General features: G+C 38.0%; 23 protein-coding genes. 15 read left to right on the top strand and 8 right to left on the bottom strand.

Going from position 1 to position 22356, the window contains the following annotated elements; translation table 11 throughout:
- The first annotated feature begins 39 nt into the window (after positions 1–39).
- The 3 genes from ispG to ACHJH3_RS03980 all read left to right on the top strand — a co-directional run bounded on the left by ispG (position 40) and on the right by ACHJH3_RS03980 (position 4012).
- Complete coding sequence (gene ispG, locus ACHJH3_RS03970) at positions 40–1098, top strand: flavodoxin-dependent (E)-4-hydroxy-3-methylbut-2-enyl-diphosphate synthase (RefSeq protein ID WP_169943132.1); 1059 nt, start codon at positions 40–42, stop codon at positions 1096–1098.
- 168 nt (positions 1099–1266) lie between these two features.
- Entirely contained in the window at positions 1267–2646 is a 1380-nt protein-coding gene (locus ACHJH3_RS03975) for a replicative DNA helicase (RefSeq protein WP_407063811.1), read from the top strand.
- Between the two features lie 85 nt (positions 2647–2731).
- A complete protein-coding gene (locus ACHJH3_RS03980) occupies positions 2732–4012 on the top strand; it encodes a ComEC/Rec2 family competence protein (RefSeq protein ID WP_407063670.1) in 1281 nt (426 codons plus the stop codon).
- Between the two features lie 15 nt (positions 4013–4027).
- Here ACHJH3_RS03980 and ACHJH3_RS03985 read toward each other — a convergent pair whose 3' ends face one another.
- Both ACHJH3_RS03985 and ACHJH3_RS03990 read right to left on the bottom strand, forming a co-directional pair.
- Positions 4028–4855, bottom strand: coding sequence for a YihY family inner membrane protein (locus tag ACHJH3_RS03985; protein ID WP_407063671.1), 828 nt, complete (start codon positions 4853–4855; stop codon positions 4028–4030).
- A gap of 59 nt (positions 4856–4914) precedes the next feature.
- Complete coding sequence (locus tag ACHJH3_RS03990; protein ID WP_407063672.1) at positions 4915–5115, bottom strand: hypothetical protein; 201 nt, start codon at positions 5113–5115, stop codon at positions 4915–4917.
- A gap of 119 nt (positions 5116–5234) precedes the next feature.
- Here ACHJH3_RS03990 and ACHJH3_RS03995 point away from each other — a divergent pair, with 119 nt between their 5' ends.
- Genes ACHJH3_RS03995 through ACHJH3_RS04005 form a run of 3 tightly spaced genes read left to right on the top strand, consistent with a single transcriptional unit; the run spans position 5235 to position 6556 of the window.
- Positions 5235–5624: a hypothetical protein gene (locus tag ACHJH3_RS03995; RefSeq protein WP_407063673.1), complete on the top strand. Its 390-nt coding sequence runs from the start codon at positions 5235–5237 to the stop codon at positions 5622–5624.
- 15 nt (positions 5625–5639) lie between these two features.
- Entirely contained in the window at positions 5640–6179 is a 540-nt protein-coding gene (locus ACHJH3_RS04000; RefSeq protein ID WP_407063674.1) for a hypothetical protein, read from the top strand.
- Complete coding sequence (locus tag ACHJH3_RS04005) at positions 6176–6556, top strand: hypothetical protein (protein ID WP_407063675.1); 381 nt, start codon at positions 6176–6178, stop codon at positions 6554–6556. The genes ACHJH3_RS04000 and ACHJH3_RS04005 overlap by 4 nt, the downstream gene beginning before the upstream one ends.
- Before the next feature lie 16 nt (positions 6557–6572).
- On the opposite strand, the gene ACHJH3_RS04010 is transcribed toward ACHJH3_RS04005, so the two are convergent.
- On the bottom strand, positions 6573–7955 hold the full coding sequence (locus ACHJH3_RS04010) for an FAD-linked oxidase C-terminal domain-containing protein (RefSeq protein WP_407063676.1): 1383 nt from the start codon (positions 7953–7955) through the stop codon (positions 6573–6575).
- The gene (locus ACHJH3_RS04015) at positions 7955–8674 is read right to left on the bottom strand and encodes a plasminogen-binding N-terminal domain-containing protein (RefSeq protein WP_407063677.1); all 720 of its coding nucleotides are present in this window, start codon (positions 8672–8674) and stop codon (positions 7955–7957) included. Before ACHJH3_RS04015 ends, ACHJH3_RS04010 begins: the two co-directional genes overlap by 1 nt.
- 114 nt (positions 8675–8788) lie before the next feature.
- Between ACHJH3_RS04015 and ACHJH3_RS04020 the strand changes: the two genes are divergently transcribed.
- From ACHJH3_RS04020 to ACHJH3_RS04050, 7 genes are all read left to right on the top strand, one after another.
- Positions 8789–9985: a peptidoglycan DD-metalloendopeptidase family protein gene (locus tag ACHJH3_RS04020; RefSeq protein WP_407063678.1), complete on the top strand. Its 1197-nt coding sequence runs from the start codon at positions 8789–8791 to the stop codon at positions 9983–9985.
- Positions 9972–11345 (top strand): magnesium transporter, encoded by a 1374-nt coding sequence (gene mgtE, locus ACHJH3_RS04025; RefSeq protein ID WP_169943138.1) that lies wholly within the window; start codon positions 9972–9974, stop codon positions 11343–11345. Before ACHJH3_RS04020 ends, mgtE begins: the two co-directional genes overlap by 14 nt.
- Complete coding sequence (locus ACHJH3_RS04030; protein WP_407063679.1) at positions 11330–11917, top strand: NUDIX domain-containing protein; 588 nt, start codon at positions 11330–11332, stop codon at positions 11915–11917. Before mgtE ends, ACHJH3_RS04030 begins: the two co-directional genes overlap by 16 nt.
- Positions 11918–12058: 141 nt before the next feature.
- Complete coding sequence (locus ACHJH3_RS04035; RefSeq protein WP_407063680.1) at positions 12059–12700, top strand: tetratricopeptide repeat protein; 642 nt, start codon at positions 12059–12061, stop codon at positions 12698–12700.
- Positions 12697–13317 carry a tetratricopeptide repeat protein gene (locus ACHJH3_RS04040; RefSeq protein WP_407063681.1) on the top strand — a complete coding sequence of 207 codons (621 nt, stop codon included), beginning with the start codon at positions 12697–12699 and terminating at the stop codon, positions 13315–13317. The genes ACHJH3_RS04035 and ACHJH3_RS04040 overlap by 4 nt, the downstream gene beginning before the upstream one ends.
- Positions 13318–13331: 14 nt before the next feature.
- On the top strand, positions 13332–13979 hold the full coding sequence (locus tag ACHJH3_RS04045) for a tetratricopeptide repeat protein (RefSeq protein WP_407063682.1): 648 nt from the start codon (positions 13332–13334) through the stop codon (positions 13977–13979).
- A 125-nt stretch (positions 13980–14104) separates the two neighbouring features.
- On the top strand, positions 14105–14623 hold the full coding sequence (locus ACHJH3_RS04050; protein ID WP_407063683.1) for a tetratricopeptide repeat protein: 519 nt from the start codon (positions 14105–14107) through the stop codon (positions 14621–14623).
- A gap of 473 nt (positions 14624–15096) precedes the next feature.
- On the opposite strand, the gene ACHJH3_RS04055 is transcribed toward ACHJH3_RS04050, so the two are convergent.
- On the bottom strand, positions 15097–17721 hold the full coding sequence (locus ACHJH3_RS04055; RefSeq protein WP_407063684.1) for a hypothetical protein: 2625 nt from the start codon (positions 17719–17721) through the stop codon (positions 15097–15099).
- Positions 17722–17889: 168 nt separating this feature from the next.
- Here ACHJH3_RS04055 and groES point away from each other — a divergent pair, with 168 nt between their 5' ends.
- Together groES and groL are read left to right on the top strand one after the other, a co-directional pair.
- Positions 17890–18150, top strand: coding sequence for a co-chaperone GroES (gene groES / locus ACHJH3_RS04060; RefSeq protein ID WP_407063685.1), 261 nt, complete (start codon positions 17890–17892; stop codon positions 18148–18150).
- A gap of 37 nt (positions 18151–18187) precedes the next feature.
- On the top strand, positions 18188–19825 hold the full coding sequence (groL, locus tag ACHJH3_RS04065) for a chaperonin GroEL (RefSeq protein WP_407063686.1): 1638 nt from the start codon (positions 18188–18190) through the stop codon (positions 19823–19825).
- Between the two features lie 266 nt (positions 19826–20091).
- On the opposite strand, the gene ACHJH3_RS04070 is transcribed toward groL, so the two are convergent.
- Genes ACHJH3_RS04070 through ACHJH3_RS04080 form a run of 3 tightly spaced genes read right to left on the bottom strand, consistent with a single transcriptional unit; the run spans position 20092 to position 22348 of the window.
- Positions 20092–20925 carry a cysteine ABC transporter substrate-binding protein gene (locus tag ACHJH3_RS04070; RefSeq protein WP_407063687.1) on the bottom strand — a complete coding sequence of 278 codons (834 nt, stop codon included), beginning with the start codon at positions 20923–20925 and terminating at the stop codon, positions 20092–20094.
- Positions 20926–20972: 47 nt separating this feature from the next.
- Positions 20973–21710: an amino acid ABC transporter ATP-binding protein gene (locus ACHJH3_RS04075; RefSeq protein ID WP_407063688.1), complete on the bottom strand. Its 738-nt coding sequence runs from the start codon at positions 21708–21710 to the stop codon at positions 20973–20975.
- Positions 21711–21718: 8 nt separating this feature from the next.
- On the bottom strand, positions 21719–22348 hold the full coding sequence (locus ACHJH3_RS04080; RefSeq protein WP_211436675.1) for an amino acid ABC transporter permease: 630 nt from the start codon (positions 22346–22348) through the stop codon (positions 21719–21721).
- Positions 22349–22356 lie beyond the last annotated feature (8 nt).

The following is a 22356-nucleotide window of genomic DNA, read 5'->3' on the forward strand; positions in this document are numbered from 1 at the left end:
AAAATTTTTTATAATTACTCAAAAATTTAAAGGCTAAATTTGCAAAGATATCCAACCAGACAGATAAAAATTCGCGATGTTTTAATCGGTGGCGACGCTCCTATATCGGTGCAGTCGATGACTTTTTCAAAGACAAAAGATATAAAAGGCACGCTAGAGCAGATAAATAGGCTATATTTTGCGGGATGTGATATAGTCCGCTGCGCCGTGCTTGACAAAGAGGATGCGAGCGCTTTGAAGCAGATAGTGGAACAAAGCCCGCTTCCCGTGGTTGCCGACATTCATTTTAACTACCGATATGCGCTCATAGTGAGCGAATTTGTCGATGCGGTGCGGATAAATCCGGGCAATATCGGCTCAAAAGAGCGGATAAAAGCTGTCGTTGAAGCGTGCAAGCAGCGAAATTTACCTATCAGAATAGGCGTAAATTCAGGCTCGCTTGAAGAGCAGTTTGAGAACAAATTCGGACGAACCGTTGAAGCGATGGTCGCAAGCGCGATGTATAATATAAATTTGCTTGAGGATTTTGATTTCACAGACATTAAAATTTCGCTTAAATCAAGCGATGTTGAGCGCACGATGGCAGCTTACCGCGCTCTTCGTCCAAAGGTTGATTATCCGTTTCACTTAGGCGTTACGGAGGCCGGCACGACTTTTCATGCCACAATAAAGTCAGCCATAGCTCTTGGCGGGCTTTTGCTCGAAGGTATCGGCGATACGATGAGAGTAAGTATCACGGGTGAGCTTGAAGAAGAGATAAAAGTCGCAAAAGCGATTTTAAAAGATAGTGGAAGGCAAAAAGAGGGATTAAATATCATCTCTTGCCCTACCTGTGGGAGGCTTCAAAGCGATCTAATGGCGGCGATTAAGATAGTCGAGGAAAAGACAAAGCATATCAAAGAGCCGCTTAACGTCTCTGTTATGGGCTGTGTGGTAAATGCGATAGGCGAGGCTAAGGGTGCTGATGTGGCCATAGCTTTTGGCAAAGAAAGCGGGCTTATAATGCGCCGAGGCGAAGTCGTTGCAAGGCTGAAAGAGCATGAGCTTGTGGATAGATTTCTTTTGGAACTTGACGAGGAGATAAAGTCTCGTAGTTGATTTAGCCTGCTTGTGATTTGGACGAGATAAATTTGTCGTCGGTTTTTGGTTGGCGATAGAATTTCAAGCAAATTTGCGAGAGATTTAAAGAATTTAGCTCTTTTGTATGGCTGAAATTTAAAATATAAATGATTGGAGAAAAACGTGGCAAAAGCCCAAAATATCGATATGCACAACCTTTATGACCTTGATATGGAGCGTGCGATACTAAGCTCGATTATCTATAGTAGTGAAAATTTGGCTGAAATTTTTGACATTATTTCGGCGGGGGATTTTTACCTTAAGGGGCACTGCGACGTTTATACCGCGATGGTTGAGTGCATGAATGCCGATTTGCCTATCGAAACTAGCTTTTTAAAGACTAAGCTCGCAAACAAATTTGACGAGGAAATTTTAGCCAACATTATCGGCACGAATTCAATCCTTGACATCAAAAAATACGCAACCGAACTTCGTGAAAAGTCGATAAAACGCTCTCTTGTAAAGATAGCTCATCAGATACCAAACAAAGTAAGCGAAGATAAGCCAAGTCGGGATATGGTCGATGAGCTTAGCCAGAGTTTTTATTCGCTTGTTGAAGGCTCTGCCGCAGGCGTGATAAAAGATAGCAAAGAGATTATAGTTGATGTTTTGGCTCATCTTGAGAAGCAAAAATTGCTTGAGGATAAAGATATCGTAGGTATCGACACGGGCTTTAGGCAGTTAAACGAGATGACGAAGGGCTTTAAAAACGGCGATCTTATCATCATTGCCGCACGCCCGGGTATGGGCAAGACGACGATTTGTCTAAATTTGATGAACCACGTGCTTGGGCGAGGAAACGGAGTCGTGTTTTTCTCGCTTGAGATGCCTGCCGAGCAGATCATGCTAAGAATGCTTTCTGCCAAAACCTCAATCCCGCTTCAAAACATCATGACTGCCAAGATGGATGATGACGAGTGGAGCAGGATGAGCGATGCATGCGACGATATGGCAAACAAAAAGCTCTTTGTATACGATAGCGGATATGTAAATATCCATCAAATTCGCACTCAAATGCGTAAGCTAAAATCAAGCCATCCTGAAATTTCACTCTGCGTGATTGATTATATCGGACTTATGATGGCTACTTCAAACTATGCCGATCGCCACTTGCAGATAGCTGAAATTTCACGCGGACTAAAGCTTCTTGCGCGTGAACTTGATATGCCGATAATTGCCTTATCTCAGCTTAATCGTAGCCTAGAAGCACGGGCAAATAAACGTCCTATGCTAAGTGATTTAAGAGAATCGGGAGCGATAGAACAAGATGCGGATATGATACTTTTTGTTTATCGCGATGAGGTTTATCTTGAGCAAGAGGAAAAAGAGCGTGAAAAGCGCGCCAAAGCCGAAGGCAAGGAGTATGTGCGCAAATTTATCCCAAATAAGATCGAAGAGGACGCCGAGATCATCATAGGCAAAAACAGAAACGGACCTGTCGGGACGGTTGAAGTCATCTTTCAAAAGGAATTTACGCGCTTTGTTGATAAGAGTTTCGCGCCTCAAATTACCGAATTTACGGGCTAAGGTAAATTTTTGACATGCTTTTCAAATTTGAAAATTTATATTTGCTTAAAGCTTTTAATTTTCAAATTTTAAAGCTTTAAATCCCGTGCAGCAAAACCAAATTTTTGAAAATAGAGCCGAAATAGGGCTGTTTTGTCTATTTTGCATAATCATACTATCTATAAATTTAAGCCTTAAATTTTATGATTTTTATCAGTTTAAACAAAACAGATATCTTGCACTAAACGCAAAAGTGCTTCAAAGCTATACTAAACAAAACGATAAGGGCAAAAATTACCGAATTCTTAAGCTAAAGACGGATAAATTTAGCTTCTACACCACCTCAAAAGCGGAGTTTGAGCCTGAGATAAATGCTCGAATTTTGGTTCGTCCCACTCAAAAAAACGTAAAATTCATAGAGTTTTTAAGCGAGAATTTTTATATGCCCAACTTCGGTTTGCTTGAGCTTAGAGAAAGCAAAAATCTACAAAACAGTTTGCAAGAAAATTTAAAGGATAAATTTTATGAATTTATCGCAGGTCAGCATGATGAAACAAAAGCCAAAGAGCTTTATGCGGCACTTTTTCTCGCAACGCCGATTTCAAAAGAGCTTAGAGATGATGTAAATCACTTTGGAATCGCTCATCTCGTGGCGATCTCAGGCTATCATTTGGGTCTGATTTTTGGCGTGATGTATTTTTGCTTGCGTCCTTTTTATAGATATTTTCAGGCTAGATATTTTCCGTATCGAAGTGAAAAATTTGATTTAAGCGCGGTGATTTTTGCTATTTTGTTTAGTTATCTGTGGCTTATTGATTTTGTGCCGTCGTTTTTGCGAGCGTTTTTGATGAGTCTATTTGTCTTTTATCTGTTTAGTCGCAATATACGCGTAATAAGTTTTGAAATCCTCGCCGTTATCGTTGCTTTGGCGGTTAGTTTTATGCCAAGTTTAGCTTTTAGCGTGGGGTTTTACTTCTCTTGCGCGGGAGTGTTTTTCATCTATCTTTACTTGCACCATTTTAAGGATAAATTTTCAAATTTAATTCACGTCTTGTTTTTGAATTTGTGGGTATTTTTTGCGATGATTATTCCTGTACTTTATTTTTTTCCGCTTATTAGCTTTCAGCAGTTTAGCGTGCTTCCTGTAAGTATAATTTTTACTGTTTTTTATCCTGTTGCCGCCTTGCTGCACGTGCTAAATTTAGGCGGAGTATTTGATGAATTTTTAGTTTGGTTTTTGTCTTTGCGTTTGCCAAGCGTAAATTTAAATATTAATTTTTGGATATTTTTAGCATATAACATCTGCGCGTTAATCAGCATTAAAAGCCGAAATTTAGCTATTTTTATCGTAGTATTAAATTTGTTTTGTTTTTTAGTCTTGCTTTGAAATTTGCAAAATTTGTTATTTGTCGATGGTCTTTTTCGCTCTATCTTTTTGCTCTAAAAAGCTGCATAATTTCACTCCGTATAAAAATATAATCCACGAAACATAAACCCATACGAAAAAGAACAGCACGACTGAAAAAGAGCCGTAAATACTAAGATAGGTTTTGTTATTTACCGCGTAAAATACAAATAGGCTTTTGCCAAAATACCATATCAAGGAAGCTACAAACGAGCTAAACAAGGCGTTTTTAACCGCTATAGGACGACTTACGGAGATGAGATACGTTATACAAAATATCGCCCAAATGATAAGATACGGAAATATACTTAAGAAGTTTATCCACTTTGTGTAGTATGTCGCATTTAAGAAATCTTGAAGCAAATTTGACAGATAAAAACTAAGCCCAAGTCCAAGTGGAGCAAGGGTGATAAGCGTCCAATACGCACTTAAAGAGTGCCAAAAGCTTCTGCCCTCGGTTTTCATGATTTTGTTTATAACGTATTCATAATCTACGAAAAACATTACCGAAGTAAAGATAATAGCGCCAAGTCCTAGCATACCCAGACTTGAGCTGTTTTGCAAAAATGTCTCTATATATTCGCTTATCACATCTTGATTTGAAGGCAAAAGAGACGAAAAAATAAACTCTTTTATCTTGGTGTAATACACCTTAAAGCTTGGCATCTGCGTAAAAATGGAAAATGAGATGAGAAGCACCGGGATAATCGAAAGCATAGTGTGAAAGCTAAGGCTTGAGGCGTAGTGAAAGAGCTGTTTGTCTTTGATACTAAGTGCGATTTTGATATATGCTTTTAGCTCTTCTTTGTTGAGTTTTTTTATCATAACAATCCTTTTATCGTAAGGCTTATTTTACTATTTTTAAGTTGAAATTTTAGATATTGTTACGGTTTTTGAGATGGGATTGAGCTTCTTATAATGCTTTTAATTTCGGATATATTTTCTTCTTCTATATCGATAAATTCACGCATTTTAAAGCTTGCTTCTATGATGGCGTAAAGCTCGGGCTTTGTCGTTTTCCATCTTTGTAGAGTTCTGGTCGTGATTTTTAAAATTCTCGCTTTGTCTTGTTGGCTGTATTTCATAGTAAAAGTTTAGCTTTTATAAATTTAATAGTAAATTGCGACATAAATTCGTAAATTTATAGTAAATTTAGAAATAATGTCTTAGAATATGCTTATTTTAAAATTTAATAGGAAAGAGAATGAGTGAAGTTGATTTTCGTGCTATGAGCGAACTTAAAGCTACCTTTTTAGCTTTAATACTAGGAGTTATTGTTTGGTTTGTTTTGGGAGACGAGTATGCTAACTATGATCGGTTTATGTGGAGTATTTCTGGGTGGTTTGTTGCCTTTTGTATTATGGCTTGGTTTTCAAAATGCAAAGAGTGTAATAAAAAATTTAGTATCAAAATAATAGACAAAAAGCTTTTAAACGAAGATATTGTCCAAGGAAACAAAGAAATAAAGCTTAAAAATGGCAATAAAAAAACTGTTAATGCCGTCTTTCAGATAAGCAAATTTAGAGTCTATACTCAATGCAAGAACTGTGGATTTAGCAATTCTTATATAGTAAGTAGTAAAAAAGAAATTTAAAAGGAGAAAAACTTAATGCAAAAAGTAAAAATTTTAACACCTATAACTGCGATGTTGCTCTTGGTAGGATGCGGTAATGATAGTAGCTATAACTGTGATAGCGATGATGCAAGTTTAACCGCGATAAGAATTCAATCATATGATGCTATGTATAATAAATTTGATCCAAGACTAGATAGAATTCTAGACGATTCGCTCTCTGCTATAAAAATTCAAAAAAGAGAAATTTTAAATATCGACGATAAAACTAAACGCTCAACTTGCAAGGCCACTTATATAATAGATAATCCAAAAAACGAAAAAGAATTTGAAGTTATGGCAAAGGTTGTTCTTGTCATGGAAAAGCTTATTCAGACTAGCGGCATGATATTAAATGCAAAAAATAATTCAGAGATAAAAGATAAATTTTTTCAAGAGATAGAACAGGGTTTGAAGTTTAGAAAAGATGAACTAATAAAAAGTATAAATGAAAATCCTAGCTCACAAGAAGTTGTTGTATATGATATGTATGATAACGGTAGAGGCGAGAGCTTCGTAGAGGTAGAGAATAGATGAAAGTTTCTGCGATAGTGATGTCTATTCACAGACCGTCTTGTGATATGCTTGTATCGGGGCAAAAGAGCGTTATTCATAGAAAGCGTAAATTTTCAAAAGGATTTCAAAAAATTTATGTATATGCACCAAAGCCTATTGCTAAAATAATAGGAGAGCTTGAAGTGGGGCAAATTTTAAGCTCGGATAGAGATAGTATCTGGGAGGCTACAGGAGAAAATTCATGCTTGAGTAAGGGTCAATTTTATAAGTATTATGATAGTGAAATAGTATATGCCGTTAAGATTAAAATAGCAGTGAAATATAAAGAATCTCTTGATCCTAAAGATATTGATCCTAAATTTAAAGCTCCCGTGCAGTTTTATTATCTAAATTTATAAATTTTTACGGGGGCTTTTATAGCCCCATCTTATTTGGATTTAGGATATTGTTTGGATCAAACGCCTTTTTTATCGCTCTAAATAGCTGCATTTCAGCTTCACTAAAAGCAAGCGGCATAAATTCTGCCTTGCTTATGCCTATGCCGTGTTCGCCACTAAGCGTGCCGCCAAGATCAACCGTGATTTTAAAAATTTCTTCTATCGCCTTGTGACCGTTTTCTACCTGAACGGGATCGGTTTTATCCACAACCATTACGTTCGTATGGACGTTTCCATCACCCGTATGACCAAAACACGGAACTTTAACGCCGTATTTTTTAGAAACCTCCGAAATTTTATCAAGCAATTCGGGAAGCTTTGAGCGTGGCACGGTGATATCTTCGTTTAGCTTTAAATTTCCGTAAATCGTAATGCTTTGCGAGCAGTTTCTACGCGCAAACCAGATATCTTTTCTCTGGGCATCATCGCGTGCGACCTTAAATTCCCTTGCGCCGTTTTCTTTAAACACTCTTTCTATAGTCGCTAAATCCTGATCAAGTCCCGTTTGTATATCGCCATCAACGTCAGTTATCAAGATAGCGCCCGCATTTACAGGCAAGCCTTTTTGAAATTTCTCTTCAACCGCTCTTATGCTTAAATTGTCCAAAAATTCCATCGCCACTGGAGTTACGCCCGCCGCCATAGTTTTATAGACGGCGTTCATGGCCGAATTTACACTATCAAATACACCCATCGCTGTTTTTTGAAATTTCGGTTTTGCGATTAGTTTTAATGTGATTTCGGTTATCACCGCAAGAGTTCCTTCGCTAGCTATCAAAATTCCCGCCGTATTATATCCCGCGACATCTTTTATCGTGCGTTTGCCCGCTCTTATGACCTCTCCGTTTGGAAGCACGGCACGAAGCGCCATTACGTAGTCTTTGGTTATGCCGTATTTTGCGGCTCTCATGCCGCCTGCATTTTCGCTTACGTTGCCGCCTATGGTTGAGTAGTCTTGGCTCGCAGGATCTGGCGGATAAAACAGCCCTACCTCTTCGGCTGCACGCTGCAAGTCCATATTTATAACACCCGGTTGAACTACTGCGACCATGTTTTGCATATCGATCTCAAGAATTTTATTCATATGCTTTTCAAATCCAAGCACGATACCGCCGTCTATCGCCAAAGATCCTCCCGTAAAGCCGCTTCCGGCACCTCTTGGGATAACTGGGATTTTATGCTCGTTGCAGTATTTTAAAATTTCGCTTACATCGCTTTCATCTCTTGGAAATAGCACTCCATCAGGCAAATGGCGCTTTCTCGTCGCATCATAGCTGTAAGCTAGCAAGTGCGCTTTGTCAAAATATGCATTGTCTTGATTTAGTAGTTTAGTGAAAAAATCAATATGTCTTTTTTCCATTACTTCTCTTTCAAAAGTGATTTATAATGGCGATCAAAGTCGCTTATCTTGCTTGACCCAAGTTTCCAAAATACCGTGTCTATATCTTTAACTCTCGTATAAAAAGGTAGCTGATAATACGCCACGCTTCCGCTTTGAAATTTTTTAAGCACTTCAAAGCTTTGGCAGTCCGCAAACAGACTTTCGTTATTCATCGCGATAAATATAAGCCCCGCAGCGCTTTGCGAGCACATCTTGCGGAAGTCGTCTCGGCTCGGGTTTGGTTTATATTCGTAACTTAAGTATGAGCCCACGATATCTGGGTGAATAAACTCCATATCCTTAAAAGCGCTTATGACTTCGTTGTAAATTTCTTTGTTTGGAACTATGATTAAAGAGCGGTTGTAAAGGTGGTTTAGTATGACCGTATCTCCGCTTGCTGGAAGAATTCCGGGGATCGGAAGCGCTTTTTGAGTTAGGCTGTCAAATACTTCAAAGCGAATTTTTGCAAATCCGCCGCCTTTTTCGGTTACGCTAACGCGAGCTATGATAGAGCTTTTGCGAGCGTCAAATTTATGCACGACTATACCGCTTGAACCTACTACTATATCAGGACTGTCGATGATAGTTCCAAATCCGTCTTTTGCTTCAATTATCGGAGTTTGATACTCTTTTATGTTAAATTCCGCCGAGAAAACAAATGTAAAAATTGCAGTTAAGATAAACAAAATCCGTCTCAAATTCGCTCCTAAATTTTAAAAATTTCAAACGATTATAACTTAAAACAGCTTAGTTTTGCAAAATATAAGCAAGCATAAAGTAAAATTATCCCTATTATTTATTCAGGGGAGCGTATGGTTAGAATTTTTTTTGTCGGTATATTTTTAAGTCTTCAACTTTGCGCCGCTAAACTTAGCGTAGAAGAGCTTTCTTGGCCAAACGGCTCTACTTTTTTAACGTTTTTAGAAGCTAATTCAATCCCTCTTTCGCTTTATTATAACCTTGACAGAGAAGATAAAGAGGCTGTCGGAGAGATTGAAGCGGGCGCTAGGTATCATATATTAAGAGATGACGATAACGAGATAAGCCAAATTTTAATACCTGTAAATGAAGAGCTTCAGATACATATAGAAAGAGATGAGTATAATAAATTTAAAGTTCATCTAGCGCCTATATCCTATCAATTAGAGGATAAAATTTTAAGCATTAAACTCGAAAATTCTCCTTATAAAGATATCGTTAGTCATACAGGAAGCATAGGACTTGCAAATGCTTTTACTTTGGCTATGAAAGGTGAAATTGATTTTAGAAAGCTTAAAAAAGGCGATAAGATAATTATAGTCTATACTCAAAAGCGTCGCTTGGGAAGAGTTTTTGGTGTTCCTGAAATTCATGCAGCTATGATTGAGGCTAGTAAAAAACTATATTCTGTTTATAAATTTGAAAATAAATTTTATAATAAAAGCGGTAAAAAAAACGATAAATTTTTCCTAATAAGACCCCTTGGAAACGCTAAGATAACATCGCCTTTTACTCTTAAGAGGTATCATCCCGTGCTTAAAAGATATAAGGCTCACTTGGGAGTTGATTACGGTGCGCCAAAGGGGACTCCTATCAAATCGGCAGGCGACGGCAAGGTGAAATTCGTAGGCAGAAAAAACGGATACGGTAAAACCATAGTCATAAATCACGGCGGCGGATACGAGACGCTTTACGCTCATGTAAACGGCTTTGCTAAAGGCATGAAATCAGGCGCTAAAGTAAAACAGGGACAGGTTATAGCTTATGTCGGAAATACGGGGCTTAGCACGGGAGCGCACCTTCACTTTGGTCTTTATAAAAACCAACAAGCCATAAATCCCGAAAAAATGCTTAAGTCAAAAAAGGCTATTATAACGAGCTCCGGCTCAAAAGAGAGCGGTAAATTTAAAAAAGTTGTCGATGAAAACGATGCAAAGATGAAAAAATATATCGTAGAAGATATTCAGAGCGAAAAAGAGGAAGTCTTTGATAACTTTATCGAGTTTAAGGATATAGATGAACGAAAATGATCAACTGCTTGAAGCCAAAGAGCTTATAGACTCTCACCTAAACGACACTATCGATGAGGAGCTTAGCGCAGCCGATCTGGCTCAACATCTAAGAACCGTTAAAAAGCACGATGAAGAGCTATTTGCAGAATATATAGAAAAGCTTGAGCCTGAAATTTTAGGCGATGTAGCTATCGAGCTTCCCGATCACATGCTTAAAGATGTGATTGAAACCTTGCCTAGCGAAAAGATTATCGAAGCTATCGAGGAGCTAGAAAGCGACGATGCCGCCGAGCTTTTAGAATATATCGAAGATATCGATGAGCAAAAGGCGAAGGAGCTTTTTGACGGGCTTGATAGGGATGATCAAGAAGAAATTTTACGTATTAGAAGTTATGATGAAAATGAAGCCGGCGCTTATATGCAAACCGAGCTTTTTAGCGCAAATTTACAAGAAAAGCTTCAATCTGCGGTCGATAGACTAAGAGTTCAAAAAGAGAACGGCGAACTTGAAAACGTATCTCAGCTTTTTATCGTAGATGAAGAACAAATTTTGCGTTATGCTATACCGCTTGAGGATCTGATTTTATTTAACTTTAACTCCACGCTTAAAGATATCATTGCAAGAAGCGAGGAAGATAAATATAAGCCTCATGTGGCGGTTGATAATGAGCCTATAGAGGATGTCGTAGAGAGAGTTCAGGACTACGATATGAACTCCATAGCGGTTGTTGATAGCAAAGGCGTTTTACTTGGTCGTATCACAACGGACGATATACACGACTTTATCCAAGAGAGCGCTACGGAGCAAATTTATAACCTTGCAAACGTTGGTGATGCGGACGAAGAAGAGGAAGATAGCCTCATTAAGGCGACCAAATCGCGCGGAATTTGGCTTTTTATAAATTTATTTACGGCTATAGTCTCTTCAAGTATCATAGGGCTGTTTGACGAGACGATCGCAAGCTATGTGGCACTTGCCGTTTTGATGCCGATAGTAGCTTCCATGGGCGGCAACACAGGCACTCAAGCGCTAACGGTAACGGTTAGAAAGCTAACTCTTGGAGATATCGAATTTAAAGATGCCAAAGATGTATTAAAGCGAGAGCTTTCTATAGCGCTTTTAAACGGATTTATATTTGCCGTGATGATGGGTATTATCGCTTCTGTCTGGTTTTCTCGCCCTATGCTTGGCGTTGTAATAGGAGCTTCAATGCTTATAAATTTGTTTTTTGCAGGGTTTTTTGGGACTTTCATACCTTTAACTTTAAAGAAATTTAATATCGATCCGGCCGTAGGCTCAAGCGTGCTTCTTACGACGGTTACGGATGTAGTGGGATTTTTTAGTTTCTTGGGGCTTGCTAAATGGATACTATTATAGAAGATATAGAAATTTTAGGACTTAAGGAGTCTAAATTTATTAGACCTTATAGGCTTGGATACAAGATGGACGGAGTTAAAAGATATTGGGACTGCGTTCATGTGCATAGTAGCGTGTCCGTGCTTTTGTATCATGAAGAACAAGACGCCTTTTTGCTGGTTAAGCAGTTTCGCCCGGCCGTTTGGTATAACTTGCAAAAAGAGGGTGAAAAGTATGAAGATATGGGCTATACTTACGAGCTTTGTGCAGGACTTATGGATAAGGGCTTAAGCGAAGAAGAGACGATCAAGGAAGAGGCTATCGAAGAGGTTGGGTTTAGACTGGATCACGTTGAAAAGATAGCAGTTACTCATGGTGCGCTTGGTTTTGGAGGCAATAAGCAAACTATGTTTTTTGCCAAAATAAACGAGAGTATGAGAGTTTCAAAGGGCGGTGGAATAGACGGCGAAAAGATAGAAAGCGTGTATATAAAAATTTCTCATGCAAGAGAGTTTATGCGTGATGAGAAAAAAGTAAAAGCGCCGGGACTTCTCTTTGCTTTTATGTGGTTTTTTGATAAATTTTCAAAATAAGCAAAGCTGTTTATAAGCGATAAATTTCATATTTATAAATCAAAAATCCATATGATAAAAATCTTTATTTGTGATACTTTGTATTGATATTAATTAAATAAAATATACAAATCAAAACTAAACATATCAATCGGAGATGGCGTGTCTATAAAATTTATACTGTTTATCTTTTTTACTTTATCCGCATTTGCTCAAAGCAACTTCGAAAAAGCGGCCTTGAAATTTATGTTTCATGACGAAAGAGATCAAGAGGCGGCTTTGAAGCTTTGTAAAAAAGCGTGCGAAGAAGATCAAGTTGCCGCGGCTTGCTATATAGTTGCAAAAAAGCAAGAAGAAGGCTATATGCCTCAAGAAGATACCGGACAAATTTTTAAACTATATCAAAAAGCCTGCGACATGGGCGATATGGATGCTTGCAAAGCTATAGGCGATATATATAACGAAGGAAGAGGTGGTGTCGCAACAGATCATAAAAAAGCTCGCGAGATATACGAAAAGGTTTGTGAAGCGGGACTTGGCGACGCTTGCTTTGAACTCGGGCATTTTTATAAGCTTGATAAAGACTTCAAAAATGCCGTTAGGCTTTATGAATTTGCTTGCCAAAACGACTCTCCTTACGGTTGCTATATGCTTGCACAGATGTATGAAGGCTCAAAATCGGGTATTAAAAAAGATTTAAAAAGGTCATTGGTGTTTTTCATGCAAGCATGCGACGGGGGTATATACGAAGCTTGCGAGGATTCTGATCGCATAAGCAAAATCATAGGAGGTAATAGAAGATGAGAAAATTTATCGTTTTATTGTCGCTTGGGGTTTTGGTATATGCTCAAAGTAACTTTGAAAAGGCGGTTAAGAAATTTCTTTTTCACAATAGCAACTATGCAGTCTCTTTAAACCTTTATGAAAAATCATGCCATGATGATAAAGTAGCCGCCGCTTGTAATATCGCGGGCATTATTTTAGGTGGCATGGGTGATCAAAACGGAGCCGATGAGTTATACAAAAAGGCTTGCGACATGGGTGATATGGACGCTTGCAAGACGGTTGGCGACATGTATAACGAAGGCTTTGGCGGTTTTGAGGTTGATTACGCTAAGGCTAGAGAGCTTTATGATAGATCTTGCAATGCCCAGATAAGTTCAGCTTGTATGATGCTTGCATATCATTATAATGGCGGCATAGGCGGGCTTAAGGAGGATTATAAAAAGGCTGCCGAGCTTTACGAGAAGGCTTGCAATATGGACAATCTGCAAGGCTGTTTAACTATCGCTATTGTTTATAAAGATGGAAATGAAGAGATAAAAAGAGATATGAAAAAAGCAGCCGAATTTTACGGAAAGGCTTGCGATCTTGGGTATGATGAGGGGTGCGTCCAGTTTAGACGCTTAAGTAAAAATTAAAACAAGGAGAAGAGATGGTTAAAAAATTGATTTTAGTTACCGCTTTAATAAGCGGCGTATTTGGTGCAAATTTTTTTGAGCAGGCGACAAAAAGATATGTCAAGGATAGTTATGATTCTACGGCTTCTATGGAGCTATATAAACGCTCTTGTGAAGATGAAAAGAACGCGGCGGCTTGCTATATATTTGCGCTTCAGCTTGAAAGAGGCGGGGTTTTAGACGATAACTCGACTGCTTACAAATCAAGCGATCTATACAAAAAATCTTGCGACATGGGCGATATGGACGGTTGTAAGATGGTTGGAGATATGTATTATGATGGTTTAAATGACATGAAGCAAGATTACACAAAAGCTATGGAATTTTATAGTAAGGCTTGCAAAGCTGAGGTAAGCGATGCATGCTTAAAGGTCGGCACTCTTTATGATAGCGGACTTGGAGTGGAGTCAGACTTCAAAACTGCGGCTAAATACTACAAAATGGCTTGCGACGGTAAAAATAGCGATGGATGTTACAATTTAGCCGATATGTATGAAGTGGGCGAAGGTGTTGAGAAAAACGCTAAAGAAGCGATGGAATTTTACGGTTTGGCGTGCGATTACGGCGCAAGTGACGCTTGCTCTAAATTTAGAAAATTATCTAAAACCGTAGATAAAAAATAAGCTTTTGTAATGAATATTTTAAGCGCTAAATTTCATAATTTATCCTTAAATTTAGTCTTTGTTTGTTACAATGAGATTCGTATTGTTAAAAAATAAGATTAAAATTCAAATTTAAGGGGAAAAGGATGAAAAAAACTATTTTTTGTCTGGTGACGGTTTGTTCTTTTGCGTTTTCTATGGGGTCGGGTAATCCTATGGAGCTTATTTCGCCTGATCCGATACTGGATGGTGAGTATAAAAAATCGGTTGAAATTTTCCAAATTTCGTGCGAAAAAGGACATATGTACAACTGCTTTAACCTAGCAAATTTCTATGAGCAAGGTAAAGGTGTCTTTAAAGACGAAAAAAAGGCTCTTGAAATTTACAAAAAAAGCTGCGAGAACAAGCTGGGCTTTGGTTGTGGCGCCGTAGGTAGAATTTATGAAAAGGGCAACAGTGCCGTTCAAAAAGATATGAAGCTTGCCATAGAGGCTTATGAAAAGGGTTGTGCTCACGGCGATGACGTATCTTGCGTTAAAGCTGGATTTATATATAGCGAAGGCAAAGAGGTTACAAAGGATAATAAAAAAGCAATTGAGCTATTTGAAAAAGGCTGCAGATACGGTAATGAACAAGCCTGTAACTCTGCTAATGCTTTAAAATAAGTAATTTTATTTGACAAGAGGAATTTGCGCTTTGCAATGACTTCTTGTCGCAATTAATTTTAAAATTTGAGCTACTTAAGCTATTAAACTTTATAAAATGACCGCAAAGATTAAATTTAAAAGTAAATTTAGTAATTAAACTTCATAAAACAATCAAAAATACTTAATTTTATATTTTATCAAGCTTGGCTAGATAGCTTTGGTTTTTCTTGGAATTTTAAATTCCAATATATTAATGCCGTAACAAAACTTATCCAAATTAGCATCTACAAGTACTTTTCGTAGTTAAAGAAAATTTTTACAGCGATTTGTTTGTATCTGGGTCAAATCTCTATACCTACATAATTAAGATATCTGCATTAAATTTAATGCTTTGAGGAGTAAACTAAGTAGTATAGCTAAATTTGATCGCTCAAATTTAGCGGCTTATGTAGTTCGGGTTTGGCATGCAAGTAGCCAAACCCGCCTTGAATCTAAAATAGACCTTTTATCAGATCTTTTACGATATCTTTGCCTTGATCTTTTGTATCTTGACCGCCTGAGCCTTCGGTGCCATCAGCTTCAGAGCCTTCTCTTTGGTTTTTACCGCCAAGCTTTTTGTCTAAAAATCTATCAAGCTCTTTTAACGCTTTGTTTTTGATGTATTCTGAACCTATGTTATATTTTGGATTGTCGCTTGTGCCCGTGATATCAATGGCGATATCCGTTTTTTCATAATTCATTTTTACCGGTATGTTTATAGCTTTTGTAGCCGTGTTAAATTTGCCGTTTTCTACATTTATATTGCTTCTTGTGGCATTCATTTCGGCGTTAAAATTTATCATTTGCTTATCGATCGTTCCATAAACTTTGCTGTTTTTATAAATTTCACTTGTTATGTCTCTGCCGGTAAACGTCATGAAATTTTCCGTAAATTTTGTCTTAGCAAGCCTTCCTTCGTCTATAATCACGTCAAATTTGCCACTCTGGGTTTTAAGATCGTAGTTTGCATTCATGTCGCCAACTCCGTCATAAATGTGATCAAGCCCCAACAGATCCGTTAAGCCCTTGGTTGTAAATTTGTTTAGGTTTGCAACTAGCTTATCATTATTTAAATTAGCTTTAAAATCCCCGTTAAACAGCTTTGATGTAACATTTGCAGTTAAATTTTCGCCCTGTTTTTGCATGTCGCCTTTTAAATTTATATTTCCGTGTAGCACTCTATCTGTTAAAAAGCTTATGTTTTTAAGTTCCGGAATTTCAAGCTCAAAAACGCTTTTTAGGATATTTTGGTTGATATCAAAGCTTCCTTTTGTGTTTTTGACGGCTATTAAATTTGTATTGTTGCTTGATATTAAATTTGCTAACACATCAAAATTTGCTACACTTTTTTGTAAAGCTATATCGCTATTTGCATTAAATTTAAGCCCTGAGGGAAGCTTTTTTTCAAGCACTTTGCTAGCTTCGGCTTCATATACTACTCCGTCTTTAACGTTTGCTTTTATAGTTCCGTTTAGGTTTTTAGCGTCAAGTCCGTTTAGGTTGATATCGGCATTTAAAGTCGCATTTGCAAGCGGTTTTGAGCCTATGAGGATAAAAACGTCTTTAAGTAAAAGAGAATTTAAGCTGGCAACCAACTTCTCATCTTTTAAATTCGCCTTTATATTTCCGCCAAGCGCATTTCCGTCCACATTTAGACCTTTTAGCTGATTGTTAAGCAAGCTTACATCGCCGTTTATATCGACTTTACCCGCTAGTTTTTGACCGACTAGACTCTCAAGCTTGCCAAGATCATCGACATTTAGCGTAAATTTGCTATCAAGCGCTTTTTTATCTATATTGTAGCTGCCTTTTAGATTTTTTAAATTCATTAAATTTGAAAGCAGCGCCGCATCAAATTTCGCCTCTCCGTTTTTCACGTCCGCATCGGCGTTTAAAGTAAATGTTACGCCATTTGCTATATTTAAATTTGTGAGTTTTTTAAACTCGCCTGCGTTAAGTTTGCCGTTTTGAGTCGTTAGTTTAACGGAGCCTGCGATATTTTTGGTGTTTTTTATATCATTTAGCATCGCTTCTCCATTTATAACTCCGCTTGCAAACGCAGGCAGAGCGGCTATTTTTATTAATTCGTCAAACTTGAGCGAGTCGATTTTGGCCGTAAGCTTGTCGTTGTTTAAAACAGCCTTTACCGTGCCGCCAAACCCGTTTATGTCAGCATCCAAATTCTTAAGCTGATTTTGTGCAACGATAGTGTTGCCTTTTACGTTTAGTGCGCCTGCGATCTTTTGCTTTATGATCGGCTCAAGTTTGGTTAAATCATCCACTACAAGCCTAAAATCACTGCTTAGAGTTTGAGAATTTATATCGTATATCGATTTTTCACTCCCCGCAACGGCAATCGGCGTTACAAAAGCGCTTTTTGCATTTACTATCCAGTCTTTAACATCTGCTTTAATTGTGCCTTTTAGGTTAAAATTCGCAGGCAGAGTGAGGTTAAAATCTTTTGCGATTAGGGAGTTATTGGTTATTATATTTACGATATCTATGTTTGCCATGCCGTCAGGCTTTCCACCGTTATCTTTTATATCTGCGGTTATATCGATCTTGCCGTTAGCGTAAATCGGCTTACTCGCTAGTGCAAGAGCTTTATCCACCTCTAAATTTTTAGCGTCTAGATTAAGAGCAAGCGGCTTAAATTCCTTGATATCTGCGTTAAATTTAACGTTTGATCCAAGCAGGTTGCCTACGCCGTTAGCGTTAAAGTCTTTAAATACACCTTTTACGAGTCCGGCAAAGAGCATTTTTTCTTTAAGCTCGACTCCAAGCGAGCGTAAATTTGCAACTTCTACATCGTATTTTAGATCGATACTTTGGCTAAACACAGAAAGCGTTCCGTTTGTGTTTAGCGTTATTTCGTCATTTGCTTTAGCTACTATATCAATTGTGGTCGGGCGAATTTGAAATTTCTCAAATTTTACGTTATATCCGCTTTTTTCTTTAATAATATTTTCAACATAAGGCTTTACTATACTGTTTCCAAAGTTGGTGAATAAAACAGTATAGGCGCCGATGATCAAAATGACTATTAGCCCGAGCAAAAATACTAAAAATTTTTTCATGACTATCCTTTAAATTTAATTTATAAATTCATATAAGTTGAGTTTAACTAACTAAGAGTTTATTATAAATTTAGCTGAAATCATTGACAAATTTAAAAAACTATCATATAATTTCATCACTCAAAAAACAAGAGTGCTAAAAAATAATATTATACCAAAGGATGAATTATGAATTTTCAACCATTAGGCAAGCGTATCTTAGTTGAACGCCTTGAAGACGTTAAGACAACAGCAACAGGTATTATTATACCCGATAATGCAAAAGAAAAACCTTTAAGCGGTAAAGTTTTAGCGGTATCAAGCGAAGTAGAAAACGTAAAAGCGGGCGATGATGTGGTGTTTGGCAAATATGCCGGAACGGAGATAACGCTTGAAGGTAAAACTTATCTTGTGTTAAATTTAGATGACGTTTTGGGCGTTATTAAATAAATTTTGATTTTAAAAATTAATACTTAAGGAAAAGAAAATGGCAAAAGAGATATTTTTTTCAGATGAAGCTAGAAATAGACTATATGAAGGTGTTAGAAAGCTTAACGATGCCGTAAAAGTAACTATGGGACCACGCGGTAGAAACGTACTTATCCAAAAGAGTTTCGGCGCTCCTGCCATCACAAAAGACGGCGTTAGCGTAGCTAAAGAGGTTGAGTTAAAAGACGCACTTGAAAATATGGGTGCAGGGCTTGTAAGAGAAGTAGCAAGCAAAACGGCTGACGAAGCAGGTGACGGAACTACAACCGCGACAGTTTTGGCTAACGCTATATTTAAAGAGGGTCTTAGAAACATCACTGCAGGTGCAAATCCAATCGAAGTAAAACGCGGAATGGATAAAGAAGCGGCTGCTATCATAGCCGAGCTAAAAGCTATGGCTAGAAAAGTAACGGATAAAAAAGAGATAGCTCAAGTCGCTACAATATCGGCAAATTCAGACGCTACGATAGGTGAATTGATAGCTGACGCGATGGAAAAAGTAGGCAAAGACGGCGTTATAACCGTTGAGGAAGCAAAATCAATCCATGATGAGCTAAATGTGGTTGAGGGTATGCAGTTTGACCGTGGATATCTAAGCCCATACTTCATTACAAACGCTGAAAAAATGCAAGTAGAGCTAAGCAATCCTTATATATTGTTATTTGATAAGAAGATTACAAATTTAAAAGACCTTTTACCTATTTTAGAGCAAATTCAAAAGACCGGCAAACCGCTTTTAATCATAGCTGAAGATATCGAGGGAGAAGCTCTTGCGACTTTGGTTGTAAATAAACTTAGAGGCGTGCTAAATATCTCTGCCGTTAAAGCGCCGGGATTTGGAGATAGAAGAAAGGCGATGCTTGAAGATATCGCTATCTTAACAGGCGGTGAAGTGATAAGCGAAGAGCTTGGCAGAACGCTTGAAGGAGCAAATTTAAGCGATCTTGGACAAGCCTCAACCGTAGTTATCGATAAAGATAACACGACTATCGTAAACGGAGCTGGCGAAAAGACTTCTATAGATGCAAGAATAGCTCAAATCAAGGCTCAAATCGCAGAGACTACAAGTGATTATGATAAAGAAAAACTTCAAGAGCGTTTAGCCAAACTAAGCGGCGGTGTGGCTGTTATAAAAGTAGGTGCGGCAACAGAAACCGAGATGAAAGAGAAAAAAGACCGCGTAGATGACGCACTAAGCGCTACAAAAGCCGCTGTTGAAGAGGGTATCGTAATCGGCGGTGGCGCTGCGTTTATACAAGCAAGCTCTAGAGTGAAGCTTGATCTAAGCGGTGATGAGGCGATAGGTGCTGCTATCGTAAGACGCGCTTTAACTGCACCGCTTCGCCAAATAGCTGAAAATGCAGGCTTTGATGCAGGTGTTGTTGCAAATGCGGTCAGCACAAGCAAAGATGCAAATTTCGGATTTAACGCGGCTACGGGTGAGTATGTAAATATGTTTGAAGCAGGCATCATAGACCCTGTTAAAGTTGAGCGTGTGGCACTTCAAAACGCGGTTAGCGTTTCAAGTCTTCTTCTTACAACAGAGGCTACTATAAGCGAGCTAAAAGAGGACAAACCTTCAATGCCGGCAATGCCTGATATGGGCGGAATGGGTGGCATGGGCGGAATGATGTAATTTCTTCTATGAACTTTTTTATCACCTCTTTTTCTTAAAGAGGTGATTTTTATTATATTAAAATAATTAATATACTTTATCTTTTGTCCTTATTTTAAATTTAGTTATAAAAATTTACCACTTTAATATAGTGTCAGTATTAAAAGAATTATGTAAAAACTAAGCGGACTTGTTTTATCTTGTAATCTCAACTCTAAAAAAAGAGCCTAAAAGCGAATTAGTTAGGTATAGAGAGTCGGTTTAAGCCGACTCGTAAATAATATAAATTAAATTTTACCGCCCTCGACGACTACCGATTCAGCATCTACGCTGTCGCCATATACGGGCTTGAGTGTTTCATCGTATGCTTTGTGGAAGAATTGCTCTTTTTCAAGACTCATGATTTCGTTGTTTATCCACTTAAGCAAGGCTTCATTTCCTTTTTTAACTGCAGGCGCTATTGAGTCTATATTGCCGATTGATTGTATGCCTACCGTAAAGCCGGGATTTTCTTTAACCCATGCAAAAAGCAAAGTGTTATCATGCGATAGTGCGGCACCTCTTTTGTCAAGCAATGCTCCAAAAGTTTCGGTATTTTGATCAAATTTTAAAAGCTCTATCTCAGGATGATTTTTAGTAAAATAAGCATCTGCCGTAGTGCCTTTGTTTACGATCAGTTTCTTTCCCTTAAGCTCGCTTATGTCTTTGATTATCTCGCCATCGGAACTAACTACACCAAGTGAAACTTTCATATAAGGAAGCGCAAAATCAACCACTTTAGCCCTTTCTTCTGTTTTGGTGAAATTGGCTAGGATTATATCAACCTTGTCTGAGGTTAAAAATTCAACTCTGCTTGCAGCCTCTACGAGTTCAAATTTTACCTTGCTCTCATCTCCTAAGAGATCTTTTGCTATGCGCTTTGCAAAGTAAATATCATAGCCTTGGTTTTTGCCGTCCTTGTCTATAAAACCAAAAGGCGGTTTATCGCTAAATACCCCTATACGAACGTATCCGCGCTCCTTTATCTTATCTATCGCGTTTGCGCTAGAATTATCATTACCACAACCCGTTAGAAAGACGGTAGCGATTAATGCCAAAAATGAAAACAGAAGTTTTCTCATTCTTTCTCCTTGTATTATAAAATAAGTTTGTATTTATACCAAAAATTTTAAAACGAAAACAAATTTAGGAATTTTTTTGCTCTTTGAGTCTTTGGATTTGTAAAAAACTCTTCAGGATCGCTCTCTTCTACGATTTTTCCTTCATCCATAAATATTATTTTATCTGCAACCGCTCTTGCAAAACCCATTTCGTGAGTTACTATTAGCATGGTCATGCCTTCTTTTGCTAAATTTATGATCACATCAAGCACTTCTCGCACGATTTCAGGATCAAGCGCAGCCGTTACTTCGTCAAACAGCATAAGATCAGGCTTCATACAAAGCGCTCTTACTATGGCGATACGCTGCTTTTGGCCGCCGCTTAGCTCCTTTGGATAGGCGTATTTTTTATCGCTTAATCCGACCTTTTTTAGCCACATATCGGCTTCTTTTTCTACTTCTTTTTTATCACGTTTTTGAGCTTTTACGGGACCAAGTAAGATATTGTCTATGACGTTCATGTGATCAAATAGCTCATAGCTTTGAAACACCATGCCTACATATTGTCTTATGCGCGTCCAGTCTTTAAAGTCTTTATCTATCGACTCTCCGTGTATGACTATCTCGCCGCCGTGTATCTGCTCAAGTCCATTTATGCAACGCAAAGTCGTGCTTTTACCACATCCTGAAGGACCCAGTAGAACCACTACTTCGCCGCTTTTTACGTTTAAATTTATATCTTTAAGCGCTTGCGTAGAGCCATAAAATTTGTTTAAATTTTTGAGTTGCAATATCTGTTTGTCCATTAAATTCCCTAACCCCATCTCTCTTCAAGTCTCTTTGAGAGCTTTGAAATAGGATAGCATATAATAAAATATAGAAAAAATATAAATCCGTATATCCAAAACGGCGCCATATTGTTTGTAAAGACATGATTTTCGATGATTTGCTGTCCGACTTTAACTACCTCTACGACACCTATTAGCACCACTATAGAGGTTGTTTTAATCATCCTGCTTAGCAAATTTACAGCCCCCGGAACCAAACGACGCATGGCAAGCGGAACGATTACGTTTATGTAAATTTGAGTCTTGCTAAGACCTAGCGACGCCGCGCTTTCAAATTGATGTCTTGGTATGGAAGTGATAGCTCCACGCACTATATCCATCATCTCAAACACTCCCCAAACGCTAAATACCAAAAGCGACGCCGTAAATGCGCTTATGTGAATTCCCAAGGCTCTGCTTACACCAAAGTAAAATATAAAGAGCCAAACTATAGTCGGCATAATGCGAATAATCTCAAGGCAAATTTTGCAAATCATATATATAAATTTGTTTTTTGAACTCATCACTATGCCCATGATAAGCCCGCCGATGATCGATATGACGATAGATATGATAGAAATTTGCAAGCTTACGATAAGCCCTTCGCCAAGTCGCATTAAATTTT

This window comes from Campylobacter canis (genome assembly GCF_045504005.1).
In the GTDB taxonomy this organism is placed as follows: domain Bacteria; phylum Campylobacterota; class Campylobacteria; order Campylobacterales; family Campylobacteraceae; genus Campylobacter_A; species Campylobacter_A canis.

Bases quoted from the DNA above. Each gene is read 5' to 3' on its own strand.
- ACHJH3_RS03975 (WP_407063811.1), top strand. From the start codon at position 1,267: ATGCACAACCTTTATGACCTTGATATGGAGCGTGCGATACTAAGCTCG.
- ACHJH3_RS03985 (WP_407063671.1), bottom strand. From the start codon at position 4,855: ATGATAAAAAAACTCAACAAAGAAGAGCTAAAAGCATATATCAAAATC.
- ACHJH3_RS03990 (WP_407063672.1), bottom strand. From the start codon at position 5,115: ATGAAATACAGCCAACAAGACAAAGCGAGAATTTTAAAAATCACGACC.
- ACHJH3_RS03995 (WP_407063673.1), top strand. From the start codon at position 5,235: ATGAGTGAAGTTGATTTTCGTGCTATGAGCGAACTTAAAGCTACCTTT.
- ACHJH3_RS04000 (WP_407063674.1), top strand. From the start codon at position 5,640: ATGCAAAAAGTAAAAATTTTAACACCTATAACTGCGATGTTGCTCTTG.
- ACHJH3_RS04005 (WP_407063675.1), top strand. From the start codon at position 6,176: ATGAAAGTTTCTGCGATAGTGATGTCTATTCACAGACCGTCTTGTGAT.
- ACHJH3_RS04010 (WP_407063676.1), bottom strand. From the start codon at position 7,955: ATGGAAAAAAGACATATTGATTTTTTCACTAAACTACTAAATCAAGAC.
- ACHJH3_RS04020 (WP_407063678.1), top strand. From the start codon at position 8,789: ATGGTTAGAATTTTTTTTGTCGGTATATTTTTAAGTCTTCAACTTTGC.
- mgtE (WP_169943138.1), top strand. From the start codon at position 9,972: ATGAACGAAAATGATCAACTGCTTGAAGCCAAAGAGCTTATAGACTCT.
- ACHJH3_RS04030 (WP_407063679.1), top strand. From the start codon at position 11,330: ATGGATACTATTATAGAAGATATAGAAATTTTAGGACTTAAGGAGTCT.
- ACHJH3_RS04040 (WP_407063681.1), top strand. From the start codon at position 12,697: ATGAGAAAATTTATCGTTTTATTGTCGCTTGGGGTTTTGGTATATGCT.
- ACHJH3_RS04045 (WP_407063682.1), top strand. From the start codon at position 13,332: ATGGTTAAAAAATTGATTTTAGTTACCGCTTTAATAAGCGGCGTATTT.
- ACHJH3_RS04050 (WP_407063683.1), top strand. From the start codon at position 14,105: ATGAAAAAAACTATTTTTTGTCTGGTGACGGTTTGTTCTTTTGCGTTT.
- ACHJH3_RS04055 (WP_407063684.1), bottom strand. From the start codon at position 17,721: ATGAAAAAATTTTTAGTATTTTTGCTCGGGCTAATAGTCATTTTGATC.
- groES (WP_407063685.1), top strand. From the start codon at position 17,890: ATGAATTTTCAACCATTAGGCAAGCGTATCTTAGTTGAACGCCTTGAA.
- groL (WP_407063686.1), top strand. From the start codon at position 18,188: ATGGCAAAAGAGATATTTTTTTCAGATGAAGCTAGAAATAGACTATAT.
- ACHJH3_RS04070 (WP_407063687.1), bottom strand. From the start codon at position 20,925: ATGAGAAAACTTCTGTTTTCATTTTTGGCATTAATCGCTACCGTCTTT.
- ACHJH3_RS04075 (WP_407063688.1), bottom strand. From the start codon at position 21,710: ATGGACAAACAGATATTGCAACTCAAAAATTTAAACAAATTTTATGGC.
- ACHJH3_RS04080 (WP_211436675.1), bottom strand. From the start codon at position 22,348: ATGCGACTTGGCGAAGGGCTTATCGTAAGCTTGCAAATTTCTATCATA.